Annotated in this window: 14 protein-coding genes; 6 read left to right on the top strand and 8 right to left on the bottom strand. The window is 59.4% G+C overall.

The genetic code is table 11. From position 1 onward, the window contains the following. Positions 1-3: 3 nt before the first annotated feature. Both IPK17_RS14535 and IPK17_RS14530 read right to left on the bottom strand, forming a co-directional pair. Positions 4-1,080 (bottom strand): ABC transporter permease, encoded by a 1,077-nt coding sequence (locus tag IPK17_RS14535; protein WP_343418416.1) that lies wholly within the window; start codon positions 1,078-1,080, stop codon positions 4-6. A 108-nt stretch (positions 1,081-1,188) separates the two neighbouring features. After that, positions 1,189-2,847: an ABC transporter substrate-binding protein gene (locus IPK17_RS14530; protein ID WP_343418415.1), complete on the bottom strand. Its 1,659-nt coding sequence runs from the start codon at positions 2,845-2,847 to the stop codon at positions 1,189-1,191. A gap of 276 nt (positions 2,848-3,123) precedes the next feature. Between IPK17_RS14530 and IPK17_RS14525 the strand changes: the two genes are divergently transcribed. Further along, on the top strand, positions 3,124-3,315 hold the full coding sequence (locus IPK17_RS14525; RefSeq protein ID WP_343418414.1) for a hypothetical protein: 192 nt from the start codon (positions 3,124-3,126) through the stop codon (positions 3,313-3,315). Between the two features lie 47 nt (positions 3,316-3,362). Here the strand turns inward: IPK17_RS14525 and IPK17_RS14520 are convergent, their stop codons facing one another. After that, positions 3,363-4,643 carry a sensor histidine kinase gene (locus IPK17_RS14520; RefSeq protein WP_343418413.1) on the bottom strand — a complete coding sequence of 427 codons (1,281 nt, stop codon included), beginning with the start codon at positions 4,641-4,643 and terminating at the stop codon, positions 3,363-3,365. Between the two features lie 210 nt (positions 4,644-4,853). Here IPK17_RS14520 and IPK17_RS14515 point away from each other — a divergent pair, with 210 nt between their 5' ends. The 3 genes from IPK17_RS14515 (at position 4,854) to IPK17_RS14505 (ending at position 8,908) form a co-directional block, all read left to right on the top strand. Beyond that, a complete protein-coding gene (locus tag IPK17_RS14515) occupies positions 4,854-6,125 on the top strand; it encodes a sensor histidine kinase (protein ID WP_343418412.1) in 1,272 nt (423 codons plus the stop codon). Positions 6,126-6,548: 423 nt separating this feature from the next. Beyond that, the gene (locus IPK17_RS14510) at positions 6,549-8,051 is read left to right on the top strand and encodes a tetratricopeptide repeat protein (protein ID WP_343418411.1); all 1,503 of its coding nucleotides are present in this window, start codon (positions 6,549-6,551) and stop codon (positions 8,049-8,051) included. After that, the gene (locus IPK17_RS14505; protein ID WP_343418410.1) at positions 8,051-8,908 is read left to right on the top strand and encodes a rhomboid family intramembrane serine protease; all 858 of its coding nucleotides are present in this window, start codon (positions 8,051-8,053) and stop codon (positions 8,906-8,908) included. The genes IPK17_RS14510 and IPK17_RS14505 overlap by 1 nt, the downstream gene beginning before the upstream one ends. A 437-nt stretch (positions 8,909-9,345) precedes the next feature. Here IPK17_RS14505 and IPK17_RS14500 read toward each other — a convergent pair whose 3' ends face one another. Continuing rightward, positions 9,346-9,801 (bottom strand): GNAT family N-acetyltransferase, encoded by a 456-nt coding sequence (locus IPK17_RS14500; RefSeq protein ID WP_343418409.1) that lies wholly within the window; start codon positions 9,799-9,801, stop codon positions 9,346-9,348. Positions 9,802-9,884: 83 nt separating this feature from the next. Then, a complete protein-coding gene (locus tag IPK17_RS14495; RefSeq protein WP_343418408.1) occupies positions 9,885-10,343 on the bottom strand; it encodes a 4a-hydroxytetrahydrobiopterin dehydratase in 459 nt (152 codons plus the stop codon). Positions 10,344-10,440: 97 nt separating this feature from the next. Here IPK17_RS14495 and IPK17_RS14490 point away from each other — a divergent pair, with 97 nt between their 5' ends. After that, positions 10,441-11,358: a TIGR03560 family F420-dependent LLM class oxidoreductase gene (locus tag IPK17_RS14490; RefSeq protein WP_343418407.1), complete on the top strand. Its 918-nt coding sequence runs from the start codon at positions 10,441-10,443 to the stop codon at positions 11,356-11,358. A 142-nt stretch (positions 11,359-11,500) separates the two neighbouring features. Here IPK17_RS14490 and IPK17_RS14485 read toward each other — a convergent pair whose 3' ends face one another. Next, positions 11,501-12,184, bottom strand: a complete 684-nt coding sequence (locus IPK17_RS14485) for a creatininase family protein (RefSeq protein WP_343418406.1) — start codon at positions 12,182-12,184, stop codon at positions 11,501-11,503. Between the two features lie 39 nt (positions 12,185-12,223). Next, on the bottom strand, positions 12,224-13,000 hold the full coding sequence (locus IPK17_RS14480; protein WP_343418405.1) for a (Fe-S)-binding protein: 777 nt from the start codon (positions 12,998-13,000) through the stop codon (positions 12,224-12,226). A 113-nt stretch (positions 13,001-13,113) separates the two neighbouring features. On the opposite strand from IPK17_RS14480, the gene IPK17_RS14475 reads away from it, so the two are divergent. After that, positions 13,114-13,605 carry a GNAT family N-acetyltransferase gene (locus IPK17_RS14475; RefSeq protein ID WP_343418404.1) on the top strand — a complete coding sequence of 164 codons (492 nt, stop codon included), beginning with the start codon at positions 13,114-13,116 and terminating at the stop codon, positions 13,603-13,605. Positions 13,606-13,610: 5 nt separating this feature from the next. Here IPK17_RS14475 and IPK17_RS14470 read toward each other — a convergent pair whose 3' ends face one another. Further along, positions 13,611-14,234: a class I SAM-dependent methyltransferase gene (locus IPK17_RS14470; protein ID WP_343418403.1), complete on the bottom strand. Its 624-nt coding sequence runs from the start codon at positions 14,232-14,234 to the stop codon at positions 13,611-13,613. Between the last annotated feature and the right edge of the window lie 354 nt (positions 14,235-14,588).

Genomic DNA, 14,588 nt, shown 5'->3' with positions numbered 1-14,588 from the left:
TGCTTAACCTAACCGAATGCGCGGATCGAGATAGCTGTAGATGATATCGGTGAAGAGGTTGATCACCACAAAGGCGACCGCAATCACCACCGTGAAGCCCTGCACGAGCGTATAGTCGCGCGCGGTGATGCCATCGACCAGCGTGCGTCCGACGCCCGCCAGACTGAAGATCGTCTCCGTCAGCACCGCGCCGCTGATCAGCAGACCGAAGTTCAAGCCGATGATGGTCACCACGGGCAGCAGCGCATTGCGCACCGCGTGACCGATGACGACGTGCAGTTCACGCAAGCCCTTCGAACGGGCGGTACGCACATAATCCTGATTCAGCGTTTCGAGCACGCTGGAACGCGTCATGCGGGCGATGATCGCCATGGGGATCGTGCCGACCGCGACGGCGGGCAGAATCAAATGCTGCAGAGCATCGGCGAACAACGCGCCGTTGAGTGTCAAAATGGAGTTGAGGATATTCAAGCGCGAGAAGAAGATCAGAAGTTGACTCGCATCTTGCCCCTGCGTCACCAGCCCCCACGCTTCATAGAAGGGGATCGCCTGAAAGCCGGGCGACAAGCGACCGGAGGGCGGCAGCGCGAACGGCGTATCTTTGAGGATCACACCGAAGATGTATGCCAGCATCAAACCAAGCCAGAACACGGGCATCGAAACGCCGACGTTCGCGCCGATCATCGTGCCCACGTCAATCGCGGAATTGCGATAGTAAGCGGAAATGATGCCTAAGGGGATGCCGAGCACTACCGCGAACACGAGCGCGGCCATGGCGAGTTCAATCGTGACGGGCAGCCGTTCCGCCATCAGCGATGTGACCGACACGCTGTAGCGAATGGAATCGCCGAGATTGCCCGTGAGGACATTCCCAATATACACAGCAAACTGTTCCGGAACCGAGCGGTCGAGGCCGTTGCGCGCCGCAAAGGCGGCGCATAACTGCGGGGTAGCGCGTTCACCGTAAATCGCCGTACACGGATCGCCGGGAATGGCGCGAGCGAGGAAGAAGGTTACCGCGAGGATGCCCAGCAGCACCGGAATTGAACTGATCAGACGGCGGAGGATAAATGCGCCCATAGAAGTACCTCAAAAGAGAAGGGCTAAGGTAAAAGGACTGAGGACTGAGCATACACTCAGTCCTCAGCACTTAGTCCTGAAATGGAAGTGTATCTACCGTATTACCCGTTATTCGGCGGGCGCGTTCAAGAACGCCTTGAACAGGTACGTCCAGTAGGTAAAGCTGCCATCGCGCCCAACATGGAGCGGATTCGCGGCGTCCCACTGAACGGCGTAGCTGGTGACCACGTCGTTCGCATCGAGCATCGAACCGTCATGGAACATGACGTTCGGACGCAGGTGGAACGTCCAGGTCAGGCCGTCTTCGCTGAATTCATACGATTCCGCGAGCACCGGGACAACCGCCGTACCAGCGGTTTCGTAGCCGAGCAGCGGTTCGGTGATTTGTTCGCAGATGCGCAGCGCTTCGCCGTCGGTTTCGTCGGCGCAGTACAGACCAGCGGGTTCGCCGTTCTGCATGAAGATGAAGGCATCGTCATCCGGGTCGCTCATGGTGGCGAACGATTCGTTGCCGAGCGGGCTGACGTGCGCGCCTTCAATCGCCGCGCGATACGCCACACCGGAACCGCCGTTGGCGATGGGGAGCATCGGCGCGCGGTCACGCAGGAGCGCGTTCACCTGACCATACAGGTCGAGGCGGACGGCAGGATCGCTTTCGCGGCCAGCCTGATTCAGCAGGTCAATGACTTCCTGATCACGTTCGCCGAACTGGATGGTGCTGCCCTGACCAAAGTGGACGTCAAGGAAGTTGGTCGCATCCGGGTAGTCCGCGCCCCAACCAAGCAGATAGAAGGCGAGGTGACCGAGGTCAGACTCGTCGAGGAACGTGCCGGATTCCATCACTTCGATGGTCACGTTAATGCCGACTTCCGCGAGCTGCGCCTGAATGTCCTGCGCCACAATGCCGGGCTGCGGCAGATAGCCACGCACGACGTCACGGTAGTTCAGGGTCACTTCGAGCGGCAGGGTCAGGCCGGAGTCCGCGAGGAGCTGACGCGCCATTTCGGGATCATACGGCAGGGGTTCGAAGCCTTCGGTGTAACCGAAAATCGCCGACGGCATGAACTGGTCGGCCACGGTCGAGCCCGGCGGATAGAAGTTGTCGACAATGCGCTGCTTGTCAATGGCATAGGCCACCGCCAGACGCACATTATGGTTGTCGAACGGCGCGATCATGTTGTTCATGCCGAGGTAGAAAATATTCAGGCCTTCACGTTCGAACAGTTGGAGGTTCGGGTCCGCTTCGATGACCGCGAAGTCGCCGGGGCCGGGGTTGTCGATACCATCAACCGTACCCGCCTGCAGTTCGACCAAACGGGCGGCCGCTTCCGACGCCCAACGGAAAATCATCGTGCCTTCGAAAGCCTTTTCGCCCCAGTAATTTTCGTTACGGGTGAGGACGATTTCGTTGCCGAGTTCCCAATTGCTGAGCGCGTACGGGCCGGTGCCGACCGGGTTACGGAACAGCGCTTCGCCACCACCACCGGTCGAGGCCAGATATTCATCCGGCTGAATGCCGACCGACGAGAAGGCGACCTTCTGCGGGAACGCGCCATCCGGTTCGCACAGCACGAACTGGACAGTCTGGGCGTCAATAGCCGCGATCGACTGAATGGTGCCACCGTAGCTGCAATCGGTCGCCGCATAAGTGATCCAGCCATCCGCAGAGGTGGTCACCGTCGCCTGACCGTCTTGCGCAAAGGCGGGGACGCCAAACGCCAAAACGACAACGAGCATGAGGAGGGATACACGTACTAAAGAACGCATAAAAGTTGTCTCCTGTTAAAAGTTGGTGCGTGACAGCATTGTAATGTGTTTTCGAAAGAACGCAAGACTTCTCCCCAAGCCTAGAGAAAGATGAGTCTTGCAATGAATTTCATACAAATAGGTAAAAAGTCCATCTTTTCTACGGGGATTCGATGTTACAATCGGTTCAAATGTGCCTTAGTGAGTGGAGACGCGCAAGTTATGTCGTCTGCAGCTGTTGATGATGTTCATCTCCCTCCGCGTTACGTTGTAGAAAACTACCGTAAGGCGTACTTGGTGCTGAATGGGTGCGAACCGAGCGTGCGTTACATGGGGAATCAGTGGTACTCCGTAAATGGCGAAACGGTCCATCGCTCCACCATCATGGAAGAAATTCAGCGTCTCCGGTCGCTGGCGCAGACGCGCTCGCTGCAAACCGCCAACAAAAGCGTCATCCAAAAGCTGATCGCGCGCCTCAAGGCGCTGTAATCGGCAAACAGTGTTAAGCATCAAGAGCGCCCACGCGGCGCTCTTTTTCATTGACCAGCGGCGTCCTCGGGCGCGTTGATCGGCAGGCGTACAGTGAACGTGGTGCCGCGACCGGGGGTGCTCTGCACGTCGACGCTCCCACGATGCAGTTCGACCGCGCGCCGCACAATCGATAGGCCGATGCCCGTGCCGCCAATGTCCCCGCTGTTCGCCGCGCGATAAAACGTCTCGAAAATCTTAGGCAAATCTCCGGCGGGGATGCCGATCCCCTCATCGCTCACTTTGATCGTGGCGATGCCGTGCGCGCACCCGACTTCGCAGCGCACATTGCCGCCTTCCGGCGAATACTTGATCGCGTTATTCAGCAGATTCGTCAGAATTTCCCCGACCAGCCGTGGATCGACAAAGGTGGTCTTGCAGCGGATATCCGGCTTAAAGATGATCCGCTGCGATTCGTCCGTCCTGAGGCGCAGACCAGCGATCACGGATCGGCAGACTTCCGTCAGATCGAGTAGCTGTGGTTGGAAGGGAGCGCTGCCGGCATCCAGACGTCCAAACGTGAGAATATCTTCCAGCATGACGGTCATGTGGTCGATTTCAGTCTGGATAGTTCGGAGGCGCAGATCGCGTTCCGGCTCGGACAGGCGGTCACTGTAGCCTGTGAGCAGTTCGCTGGCTGTGCGCACCGTCGCCAGCGGCGTGCGGAATTCGTGGCTCAGGCGCATGATCACGTTCATGCGGAAGGCGCTCAGTTCGCGCTCCCGTTTGAGGGCGGCGCGCAGTTCCTCCTCGACCTGTTCCCGACGGCTGATCTCGTGCTGGAGCGCGGTATTTGCCACAAAGATCGCCTTTTTGCGTTCCTCCGAAATGCGCACGGCGCGCACGAAGCCCAACACACGGGGGACGAGCGGCGGCATGATGATCGCCGTCGAGACGGAAGCGACCGCCGTCACCGCTTTGACGCTGGCGGCTAACCAGTAGGTCGGCGTCCACAGCGTGATCACATCCATGAAGTGGGTGAAGCCGCAGGTGAAAATGAACGCGCCGAACGCCAGAAATACCCACTGGAACGGGATGTCCTTGCTCGCGCGGTAGACGAGATACGTCAGCGTGATGGAGATGACGGTATACGAGACACCGATCAGCAGGTCAGAGACGCTGTACAGGCGCACGAGCGTCGGAATCCACAGGAAGCAGTGCCCGTGCGGTTCGAATCCATCCGTAGAAAAGACTTGACGACCGGCTGACGATTGCGTAAACAGAACTCCGCCGAGGATGGCGACGAGGACGGCAAAGGCGGTGAGGGACAGGCGCAGGTTTCTAGCCACAGTCCAACCTCGAATTAGTCCGGAATTATAGTTTGAGCGTGTTTGAATGCGCGCTTTATACCACGACTTATAAGTAAAGGCACATGAACCTTTGCTGAATCTGGTGGGCAATTCTTAAAAGACCCTGTGAGATATAACTGACTTAATTGTTCATCACGGAATCCACTTGTAGGATGGTAGTGACGTTGTTCATTGGAGATATTCAGCACTTTGGCGTTTGGCGGTGAAGTAGACTACGAAGACCTGCTCGCACGTTCGCACAAGCAAATGTCGCAGATGCAGGCGCTCTCGGCGCGTTTGGCCAGCATCAGCGACTTGGCAGCGGCCCTCAACAGTGTGGTCGAACTCGATGCAATGCTGCAGATTTTGCGCGACCACACGCCGACGCTTTTGACCTACGAACACTGCACGGTGGTGCTGCTGCACGCTGGGCAGTGGTGGCTCTGGGACTTGAGTGGCGCAGAGCTGATGCAGCAGGCCGTGGATGCCGACCGCGATCCCGCGATCGGCTACACGCTGCAGAGCGGCAGCCCGCGCCTCGTGCTCAATAATCGCGACGATGGCCTGCTGGCCGCTTATCCCTCGTACCTCGTCGTCCCCATCCACAGCGCCAATGAGGTGATCGGTACGATCAACTTTGGCGCGCCGGACCTGCAAGCCTTCACCATCGAAGATCTGCGCATTGCGCGGCTGCTGGCCTTCCAGTTTGGGGGGGCGCTGCAAAACGCCGAACGCTTCCACGAACTGCGCCGCATTCAGGAAGCATTGGGGCGCAACAATGCCGAACTGCAGGCGCGCAACGAAGAGCTGGACGCCTACAATCAAATCATCGCGCACGACCTCAAAGCGCCGCTCAATGCCGTTTACGGTTATGCCAGTTTGCTCGCTCTGCTGTCCGCTGAGGAATTCGGCGCGAACGGCGCGATCTACGTCAAGCAGATTATGGACTCCGCTCACCACATGAACGGCATGATCGATCAACTGCTGTGGCTGGCGAAGGCGCAGCATACGGCGCTGACGCTCGTCGACCTGAACGCCGTGCTAATCCGCGTCGCGGTGCGGCTGGAACATCTGTTTGTGGCGCGCGGCGTGCATCTCGATGTGCAGCCGGATCTGCCGCCCGCGCTCGGTCACGAGGCCTGGCTGGAAGAAATTTTCGCCAATCTGCTCAACAACGCCATCAAGTACATGGGCGATGACCCCGACCCCTACGTGCGCGTGCGCGGTTTCGTCGATGGCCCAGTGTGCCGCTACGAAGTTGAAGACAACGGCATCGGCATCGAAGAGGCGAATCTCAAGACCGTATTTCAGATGTTCGCGCGCTTCAGCCCCGGCGAGGTGGAAGGGCATGGCCTCGGTTTGAGCATCGTCGCGCGGCTTGTGCATCGCCTCGGTGGGCAGGTGGGCGTATCCAGCACCGCGGGCGTGGGCAGTACATTCTGGTTCATACTGCCCGCCAGCGACGAACTGTCAACAAATTAGCACATTCGCCAACGCGTATCCAACTGCAGATTCCTCATTCGTAAGTAAAATAACATCAGTGGTGGATAAGGTTGCTCCGAGCCGATACGACTAACGTTCGCTTCTGCCCCGACCCTCCCTGAATTCGGTTGACGGAGGGACAGTTTTAACAATTGAGGAAATTGTAGGGACGCCCAACGGGGCGTCCGCCGGATAAGGGGCGAAACGGACGCGCCATTGCGCGTCCCTACCAAACATAGTTTCCCTCAAGCGAGCGCCTTAATGGAGCCTCAAGTTAAAAGTGTCCTTTCCACAACCGAATGCGGAGAGGAAGCTAGGGGTTGAGGGGGGCAGGATCAGATGCGGCTGGATCGACAAGCAGCTTATCCCTAAGTCACGCTAAAATATAAATCCTGTGCATCTACACTAGACTTGGGAAAGTCGATGGACGCGCAAACCCTCTTTAGAGAAGGCGTTACGGCAGTGCGTGAGGGCAAAGACCTCAATCAGGCGCGCCAACTCCTCTTGCAATCGCTCAAACTGGAACCACAAAATGAAATGGCGTGGCTGTGGCTGGCGCAGACGACCAGTGACCCGCAGAAGAAACTGGAATGCGTCAACCGGGCGTTGAAGATCAACCCGGAGAACGCGAAGGCGCTCGAACTGCGCCTCAAGCTGACGAAGGCGATCACGCATGCGCAGGACGCCGCGGCGCAGTCCGCGGCGTTGAGCTTTGACCCGGACGAAAAGCCGAAGCCACCGCCGCGCCTCGCCGAGAAACCCGTTCCGCGGCCTGCGCCGCCGCCCGAACCCGCACCGGATCTCATCGACGAAGGGGGCTTGCGCGCCGCGCCGACCATTCGCACGCCGCTGACGGCGGCGGAAGAGGAAGAGGTCAAAGCGCTGCTGGCGCAGGCCGAGGAGTACCTCAAAACCAACCAGTCGGAAGATATCGAGAATGCCATCGAACAGTGGGTGCGTATCCTCGAAATTCGCGTCGATCACGAGGTCGCCATCCAGAACAGCGTGCGCTATCTGGCCCGGTTGGGCTACATGGACGACGCCAAAGAGCTGATCTGGCGCGCGATTGACGCCGGGACGCTCCTGCCGTCGATCTTCGTGACTGCGGTTGATATCGCGCAGCGCATGCACGATCACAGCGCCGCGGCGGATATGGCGAAGCGTCTGCTGCCCATGCCGGAAATCGACGACGCGCTCCTGCTCAAAATTACCGACCAGATGGTCAAATATGGCCAAGCGGAGCAGGTGGTCGACGTGTTGGAGGCGGCGGTCACGCAGCGCCCGAAAAGTCAAAAACTTCTGATCCGTCTCGGCGAACTGCTCGACGAGATGGGACAAAAAGATCGCGCGATGCGCTACTTCGACCGTGCCGCGCGCATCAAGGGGGGCACGAAAGAAGCCAAACGCGCCGACAAAGCCCTGATGCAGTACACGCCGATCATCACCGACCGTGAACGCGGCAATCCGTGGTTGGCGGTACGTGAAGCGTCCGGCTTTGTGCTGTTCTATCTGCTGCTCGGCTGGCAGGACGCCGGCTTGAACCTCTTCAACATGGGGATTCGCTGGCTTGGGGTGCTGCTGGCGTTCGTCGGCGGCTACTTCGTGATTACGGCCGTGTCATCACCGCAGCAGCAGCCGCTCGCGCGCTGGCTCGGCGGCAGTGTGCCGCCGTCTAAACCGCAACGAGCGACCGTCGACGCCTACGGCAACCCGATTGACACGCTCGCTGGCGGCCCGCTCGAAGACCCGACCGATCTGCCGATTCTGCCCTCGGGCGTGCGCGGCGTGTTCTTCATCCTCGGCGCGGCGCTGCTGCTCGTCTCGTTCTATCTCGTGTTCAGCACGGCGCTGCGTCTGCTCGTGCAGCCCGTCCCGCCGACCTATATCCCGAGTATCGAAGAGCTGCTGCAGGAGGCGATACGCTGATGGGGGCCTTCATCTTCTTCATGCTGGATCTGTTCCTGACGCTGCTGCTGATGTCGGTGGTGTTTCCGCTGCCCGTGTCGGATACGGGCACGGTGCGCTACCGGACGCTGCCCATCATGACGTATGTGCTGATCCTGATCAACAGCCTGATCTTCCTCGGTCTGCAAGCGCCCAACCTGATCGCGGCGACGCAAGCCGAGCAGTTCGGGCAGTTCGAACCCTTTATTCAGGCGCTGCAAGCCTATGTGGATCAGATCTGGACGTATGGCTACCGGGATGTCTTCCTGCGCAGTGGGGAGAGCATTGGCGCGTTCGCGACCTTCACGAGCATGTTCATGCACTCCGACTTGAATCACCTGCTGGGCAACATGGTGTATCTGTGGGCGTTTGGGCGGCGCATCGAAGATGCCTGCGGCCCGTGGCGCTACCTGCTGTTCTATCTGCTGGCAGGGATGATCGCCAATATGGGGTCGGAAATCCTCAACCCGGCGAACTCGGATATTCCGAGCATTGGCGCGTCCGGCGCGATTGCCGGCATCATGGGCGCGTATCTGATTTTGTTCCCCGGTGCGCGCGTCAACTGCCTGTGGATTCTCGGCTCCGTGATCCGCCTGCCCATCGCGGCGATTCGCGGCAAAGACCTGTGGTCGTGGACGATCCCCATTCCCTCGTTCATCCTGCTGATTTACTTCGCCGTCGAAAACGCGATTCCGTCGTTTGAGGTCATGCAGCAAGGCGATGATCTCGGCGGCGTTAACACGCTGGCGCATCTCGCGGGCTTCCTCGCGTGTTTGCTCGTGCTGCTGTTCGTGCGCAAAGACCTGTTCAACCGTTTCATCGCCGGGCGGTCGTTGTAGGGTTCAACTTCAGAAACATCACTCGCCGGGGCAAGGTGCGTCTTTAAGCTTTGGAAGTCGCGATCCCATCAGCCTCACCCCTAAATCCCCTCTCCCTTGGGAGAGGGGACTGCACGTGCGCGACTAAGCACGGTTTTCCCCCTCTCCGTTCGGAGAGGGGCAGGGGTGAGGCCAGAAACGGCGGATGCGATAAAGAGGGTGTCTAAAAAGGCTTTCACGCTACCCCTCACCCTGCTTGCTCCGCAAGCCGTCCCTCTCCCACGTAAACGGGGAGAGGGACAAAAACGGTTTTTCTCCCCTTCTCCCCGCTTGCGTGGGAGAAGGGGTCGGGGGTTGAGGGGCTTATTGGACACCCTCTAAATCGTATTCCTACGAGAAAACGGTCTTTGTGTAGGGACGCCCAACAGCGCGCCTTGCCCCTACGGGATAACCAATTTTTACCCCTGCGCGAACGCCCCCATGATGTGATAGCGCACACTGTCGCCAAACATCTGATCCAGCCACGCGACCTGATCGCGCATCTCGGTCGGCGCGTACTCGCGTTCCACGCCTTCAAAGCCGAGACGCTTGTAGTAATCGACCAGATCGGTTTCGGCGAGCAGATACAGCGGACGCGGCGCGTTTTCCATTAACGTACGTACAATCGCCCCGGCGTAGCCTTTGCCGCGATATTCACGGCGCGTGGTCACGCTGTCGATCTCCCAGATCTCGCCTTCTTTTTGCAGCATGCCAATGCTGACGATCTTCGGTTGTCCCTGCTCGACCACTTCCAGCACGTGAAAATGCTGCCAGTTAATCGCATTCGGGTTGAGCGGCGCGGAACGTACCATCTGCTTGATCGTCTCGGCGTCAGCGGCTGTGGCCGCGCGAATCGTGTAGGCTGAGGTTGTCATCAATCATCCTCCCATGTGTCTGCATCTAGGGTACACCACTTTGCCCCCTAGATGCAGCCCGCGGTGAGGCCAAATCGGCGCCCTTAAGCGGGCGGCGCGGTTTCTTCTTCCGCCGTCTTGCCGATCCAACCGGGCGGGTCGCTGGCGGGGAAGGACTCCTCTGAGGCCTGCTGCACGACGCCCTTGCGGCTCTCATCCAGTGAGGCCAGATAGGCGGCATCGGTGCGCGCGGCCATGATGTAGTCGTTGCGGTGCAGGTCGTGCAGGGTGTGGGTCGACCACACGACGACCACCGCATCCGGACGCAGCGTGATCTCAGGATGGTGATTTTGGTCGATGGCGGCGGTCGCCACCTGCTGCACAAACGTCAGCGCGTCGGCGTACTGCTCAAACTCGAAGGTGCGCTGCAGCCTGCGCCCTGAGTCGCCGGTGTCGACTTCCCACATGGGCACGTCGAGGTGCAGGGTTTTCATCTCATCGTCCGTCACTCGTTCGCAGTCCGCGCCGCACGTTACACATTGTTCTTGAGCTAAAGTGGTCATCTTGGGCTCCGTCATTACAATCGACATAACTACTGTTGGCACTTTACTGTAAGTATGTTAAGTTCAGATGAGTATCGACACGACGACGGAGACCACGATGATCGGACTGATGATTGAAGGGCAGCACGGGCTGACCTGGGAACGCTGGGATAGCATTTTGCGTACGGCCGAGCGCGCTGGTTATCAATCGGTCTTTCGATCCGATCACTACACTGACGCGACCCCCGAAGATCATGAGTCGCTGGAAGCGTGGATTTCGCTGACCTATGCCGCGGCGCAGACGACCGCGCTGGAGTTTGGCGTGCTCGTCTCGCCGATCACCTTTCGGCATCCGGCGCTGCTGGCGCGCATGGCGGCGCAGGTCGACGACCTGAGCGACGGGCGGCTGACGCTCGGCATGGGCACGGGCTGGATGGAGCGTGAACACCACAATTTCGGCATACCGTTTCCGCCGCTGGCCACGCGCTACGCCATGCTCAAAGAGGGGTTGGAAGTGGTGACGCGCCTGTTCATGAGTGACAAGCCCGTGTCGTATGCGGGCGAACACTTCCAACTGCACGACGCGATTCTGCTGCCGCGCCCAGTGCGCGATGGTGGCCCGCCCATCCTGATCGGCGGGAACGGGCGCAACAAGACGCTGCCCCTCGCCGCCGAATATGCCGATGAATGGAACGGCGTGTTCATCGATGCGGCGACGTATCGCGATCTCAACGCGCATTTGAGCAATCTGCTGGCGGAGCAAGCCCGCGCGGGCGGCGAGGTGCTGCGCTCCCTGATGACGCGCGTCACCTTCGCCCGGGATGAAGCGACGTTAGAGAAGCTCAAGAATGGCAAGACGCTCGACGAACTGCGCGGTGGCGGGCGGTCGCTGGCGGGGACGCCGGCTATGCTCGTGGAGCAGATCGGCGCCTATCTCGACGCGGGCTGCGAACGTTTCATGCTCCAGTGGATGGATCTCGACGACCTTGACGGCATCGAACAGCTGGCGTCCGACGTGCTGGCGCAGTTCAAGTAGCGGACATAAAAAAGCCCCTCTCCTGTAGGAGAGGGGTTGGGGTGATCTGATCTGATAGCCTGGCACCATTCTTCGTAAGGACGCAATCTTTTGCGTCCGCCGTTTTCCACACAGGTGCATCAGTCGCTGCGTGCGGATGAACTCAATCCTTCAGCGCGGCGACCAACCCGGCGGCTTCGTCGACCACACGGTCGAACAGGATATGCATCAGGTCATCCGCGACCTGATATTCCCCGCCAAACGAGCCGTCGCCGAGCAGTTCGCGCATCGACACCGAATCGTTCAGCATATCGAGATTCACCGGGGTTTTGGCATCCGTCGGCGAGTCGGTGATGCGGTTGAAGTGGAAGTTCTCGCCCCAGTTCGCGTGGCCCATTTCCAGCCCGAATTCCGCTTCAAAGCCGCGTACGGCGTCGCTGCGCCACCAGTCATACCACGTGATGCGCGCCAACCCTTCCATGTCGAGCTCGTTCAAGCGAGCGGGCAGCTTGTTGCCGCCATGCCCGTTGAGGACAAAAAAGCGCGTGAAGCCGTGCAGCATCAGGCTGTCGACCACATCGCTGAGCACCGCGTCGAAGGTGGCGGTATTCAAGCTGATCGTGCCGGGGAATTCAGCAAATTCCTCGCTCACGCCAAAATTGAGCGGCGGCGCGATGATCACGTCTTCGCGTTCGGCGACGGCAATGGCGAGGCGCTGCGGAATGAGAATGTCGGTGAGCAGGCTCAAGTAGGCGTGCTGTTCGGTCGCCCCGGTGATCAAGATGATGCGATTATCTTGTTCGAGGTAGGCCTCGACATCCATCCAGTTTAAGTCTTGCAAAAGCATGGTTCGTTCTATCCTTCAATTTCCGACCGCGGATAGCGATCACTTCGTGGGTTTTAAGCCCTGCGCCAGCAGGTTGGCGATGTGCATGACACGTTTGGTACTTCCCTGACGGGTCAAGCCGCCGTTCATCTGCATGAGGCAGCTCGCATCCCCGGTGATAATCACGTCGGCGTCGGCTGCGTTGATATTCCTGACTTTGTCGTTGAGCATCGCACCGCTGATCTCCGGCATTTTGACGGAAAACGTCCCGCCGAAGCCGCAGCACTGATCCCAACCCTTGAGCTCGGTCATGCTCACGCCGTCGATGTTTCCGGCCAGCGTTTCCGCCTGCGGCCCGAGACCCATCATGCGGTAGCCGTGGCAGGCATGATGAAACGCGACCTTGGTCGGCGGCAGTTTCGCCCCGAGATCGGTGATGCCCAGCCCATCCACCAGATATTCGGTCAACTCCCAGGTGATCGAGGCCGCCCAGTTCGCGCGGTCACGCCATTCCGGATCGTCCGCGAAGAGTTCCGGGTAGTAATGCCGTACCATCGACCCGCAGGAACCGGACGGGGTGACAATCACCTCGGCTCCGGCAAACGCGGTCAGGAACTGCTTAGCGACCGTTTTCGCGTCATCCTGGAAGCCGGAATTGAATGCCGGCTGCCCGCAGCAGGTTTGACTCAGCGGGAAGCGCACTTCGACGCCCAGATGTTCCAGAATCTCGACGACGGATACCCCGGTGCCGGGATAGATCATGTCGACGATGCAGGTGACGAAGAGCGAAACGGGCTTGTACTTCGGTGAGGGGCGTAACAACTCGTCGGTCATCATTCAGGCGTCCTGTTGCTGGTAACTGGCGCGATTATAACATGCTGTGGCCTGTTGGCATGCTTGATATACAGTCCAATTCACCATACCATGATGCGCGTAGGGGAGGATTGTCTATGACCATACCAGCAATTCACGTGCGACGGGTTACTGAAGCAGATAACGCAACCATCGTTTACCACCGCCAGTCGATGTTCCGTGACATGGGGATGCCCACGCCCGCCCACCGGGCCGATCAAATCAACGCAGCCTACCAACGCTGGCTGACGCGCATGCTGGCCGCTGGCGACTATGTCGGCTTCTTCGCCGTAACGACGGACGAGCACGGTGCGGAGCAGGTTGCCGCGGGCGCGGGGCTGCTGATCTACGACTGGATACCCAATCTGCTGGACGGGAACGAGACCCGCGGGTACATCATGAACGTGTATACCGAGGCGGCGTTCCGCAAGCGCGGATTAGCCCGGCAGTTAGTCGCATTGTGCGTGGAACACTGCCGGGGCCTGGGTATCCAGTTGATTATGCTGCATGCCAGTGAGGCCGGGCGACCGATTTACGAACAGCTCGGCTTCAAACCGACCAACGAAATGCGCCTGATGCTGGACAAGTAGCCGATTCAGCGCTGCGCGCTGATCAGGTAGCGCTCGTCGGTCACCGGGCCGCCCCACAGCAGCGCTTGATCACTCAAGGGGAGCACGGATACATTGGTCAGCGACGGCGGAAGTAGGCTGAGGAGCTCGTCCGCGTGCAACCCTGCGCTCGTGTGCCAGAACCCTTCGATGAGCACAAGCCGCCCCGCGGGTTTGAGCAGCGCCGTCCAACGCTGCAGAATATCCGCCGGGTCAGGCAGCGCCCACAGCACGTGGCGGCACAGAACCGCGTCGAAGCTGCCCGGCGCGAACTGGGGATAGGCGGCATCCATCACGCGGAAGTCGACGATGTATTCGGCGCGCGCTGTCTTTTCGCGGGCGGCCGTCAGCATCGCCGGGGAGATATCGATCCCTGTGACGTGATGTCCGAGTTCGGCGACGAGCAAGCTCAGTGACCCGGTGCCGCAGCCCACGTCGAGCACTTTGGAAGGTGCGGCGGGCAGCGCCTGACGGAGTAGAGTGGTCCAGGCGGCGGCGGTTTGCGCATTGCGCAGACCATGATCCGGCGCTTCGTCGAATGTACTGGCCGCAGCATCCCACAGTCGGCGTGTTTCGGCCAGCCGCGCCTGCGTTTCGGGGTGGTGGTTCACGGTCACTCTCCATCGACTAATGTAGCTGTTAATTCTATATGGTCATGAATATTGCTTATGAGTCAAGTATCTGTGATCGTGAATAAGCCAGTGTCCGAAATACGACAAAACAGGCCAAGGCAGGTCAATCGCTGCGTAGAATAGAATCTTTTTAGGGACAGCGGACGCAATGAATTGCGTCCCTACGAGAAAAGTGTGGTTGTGTAGGGAACGGATTTATCGCGTCCGCAAACGCCCAAGACCGACAGGTAACCCGGTTTCATGGCATTCGACGCCCTTACCCGCCTGCCCCCGCCTTTGGCTGACAAACGGTCATTGGCTTATATTCGGACACGTCGATACAGAGGCAAAACA

This window comes from Candidatus Flexifilum breve (assembly GCF_016713355.1).
The sequence above is the reverse complement of the archived record's forward strand: the minus strand, read 5'-3'. Positions and strand labels throughout refer to the sequence as shown.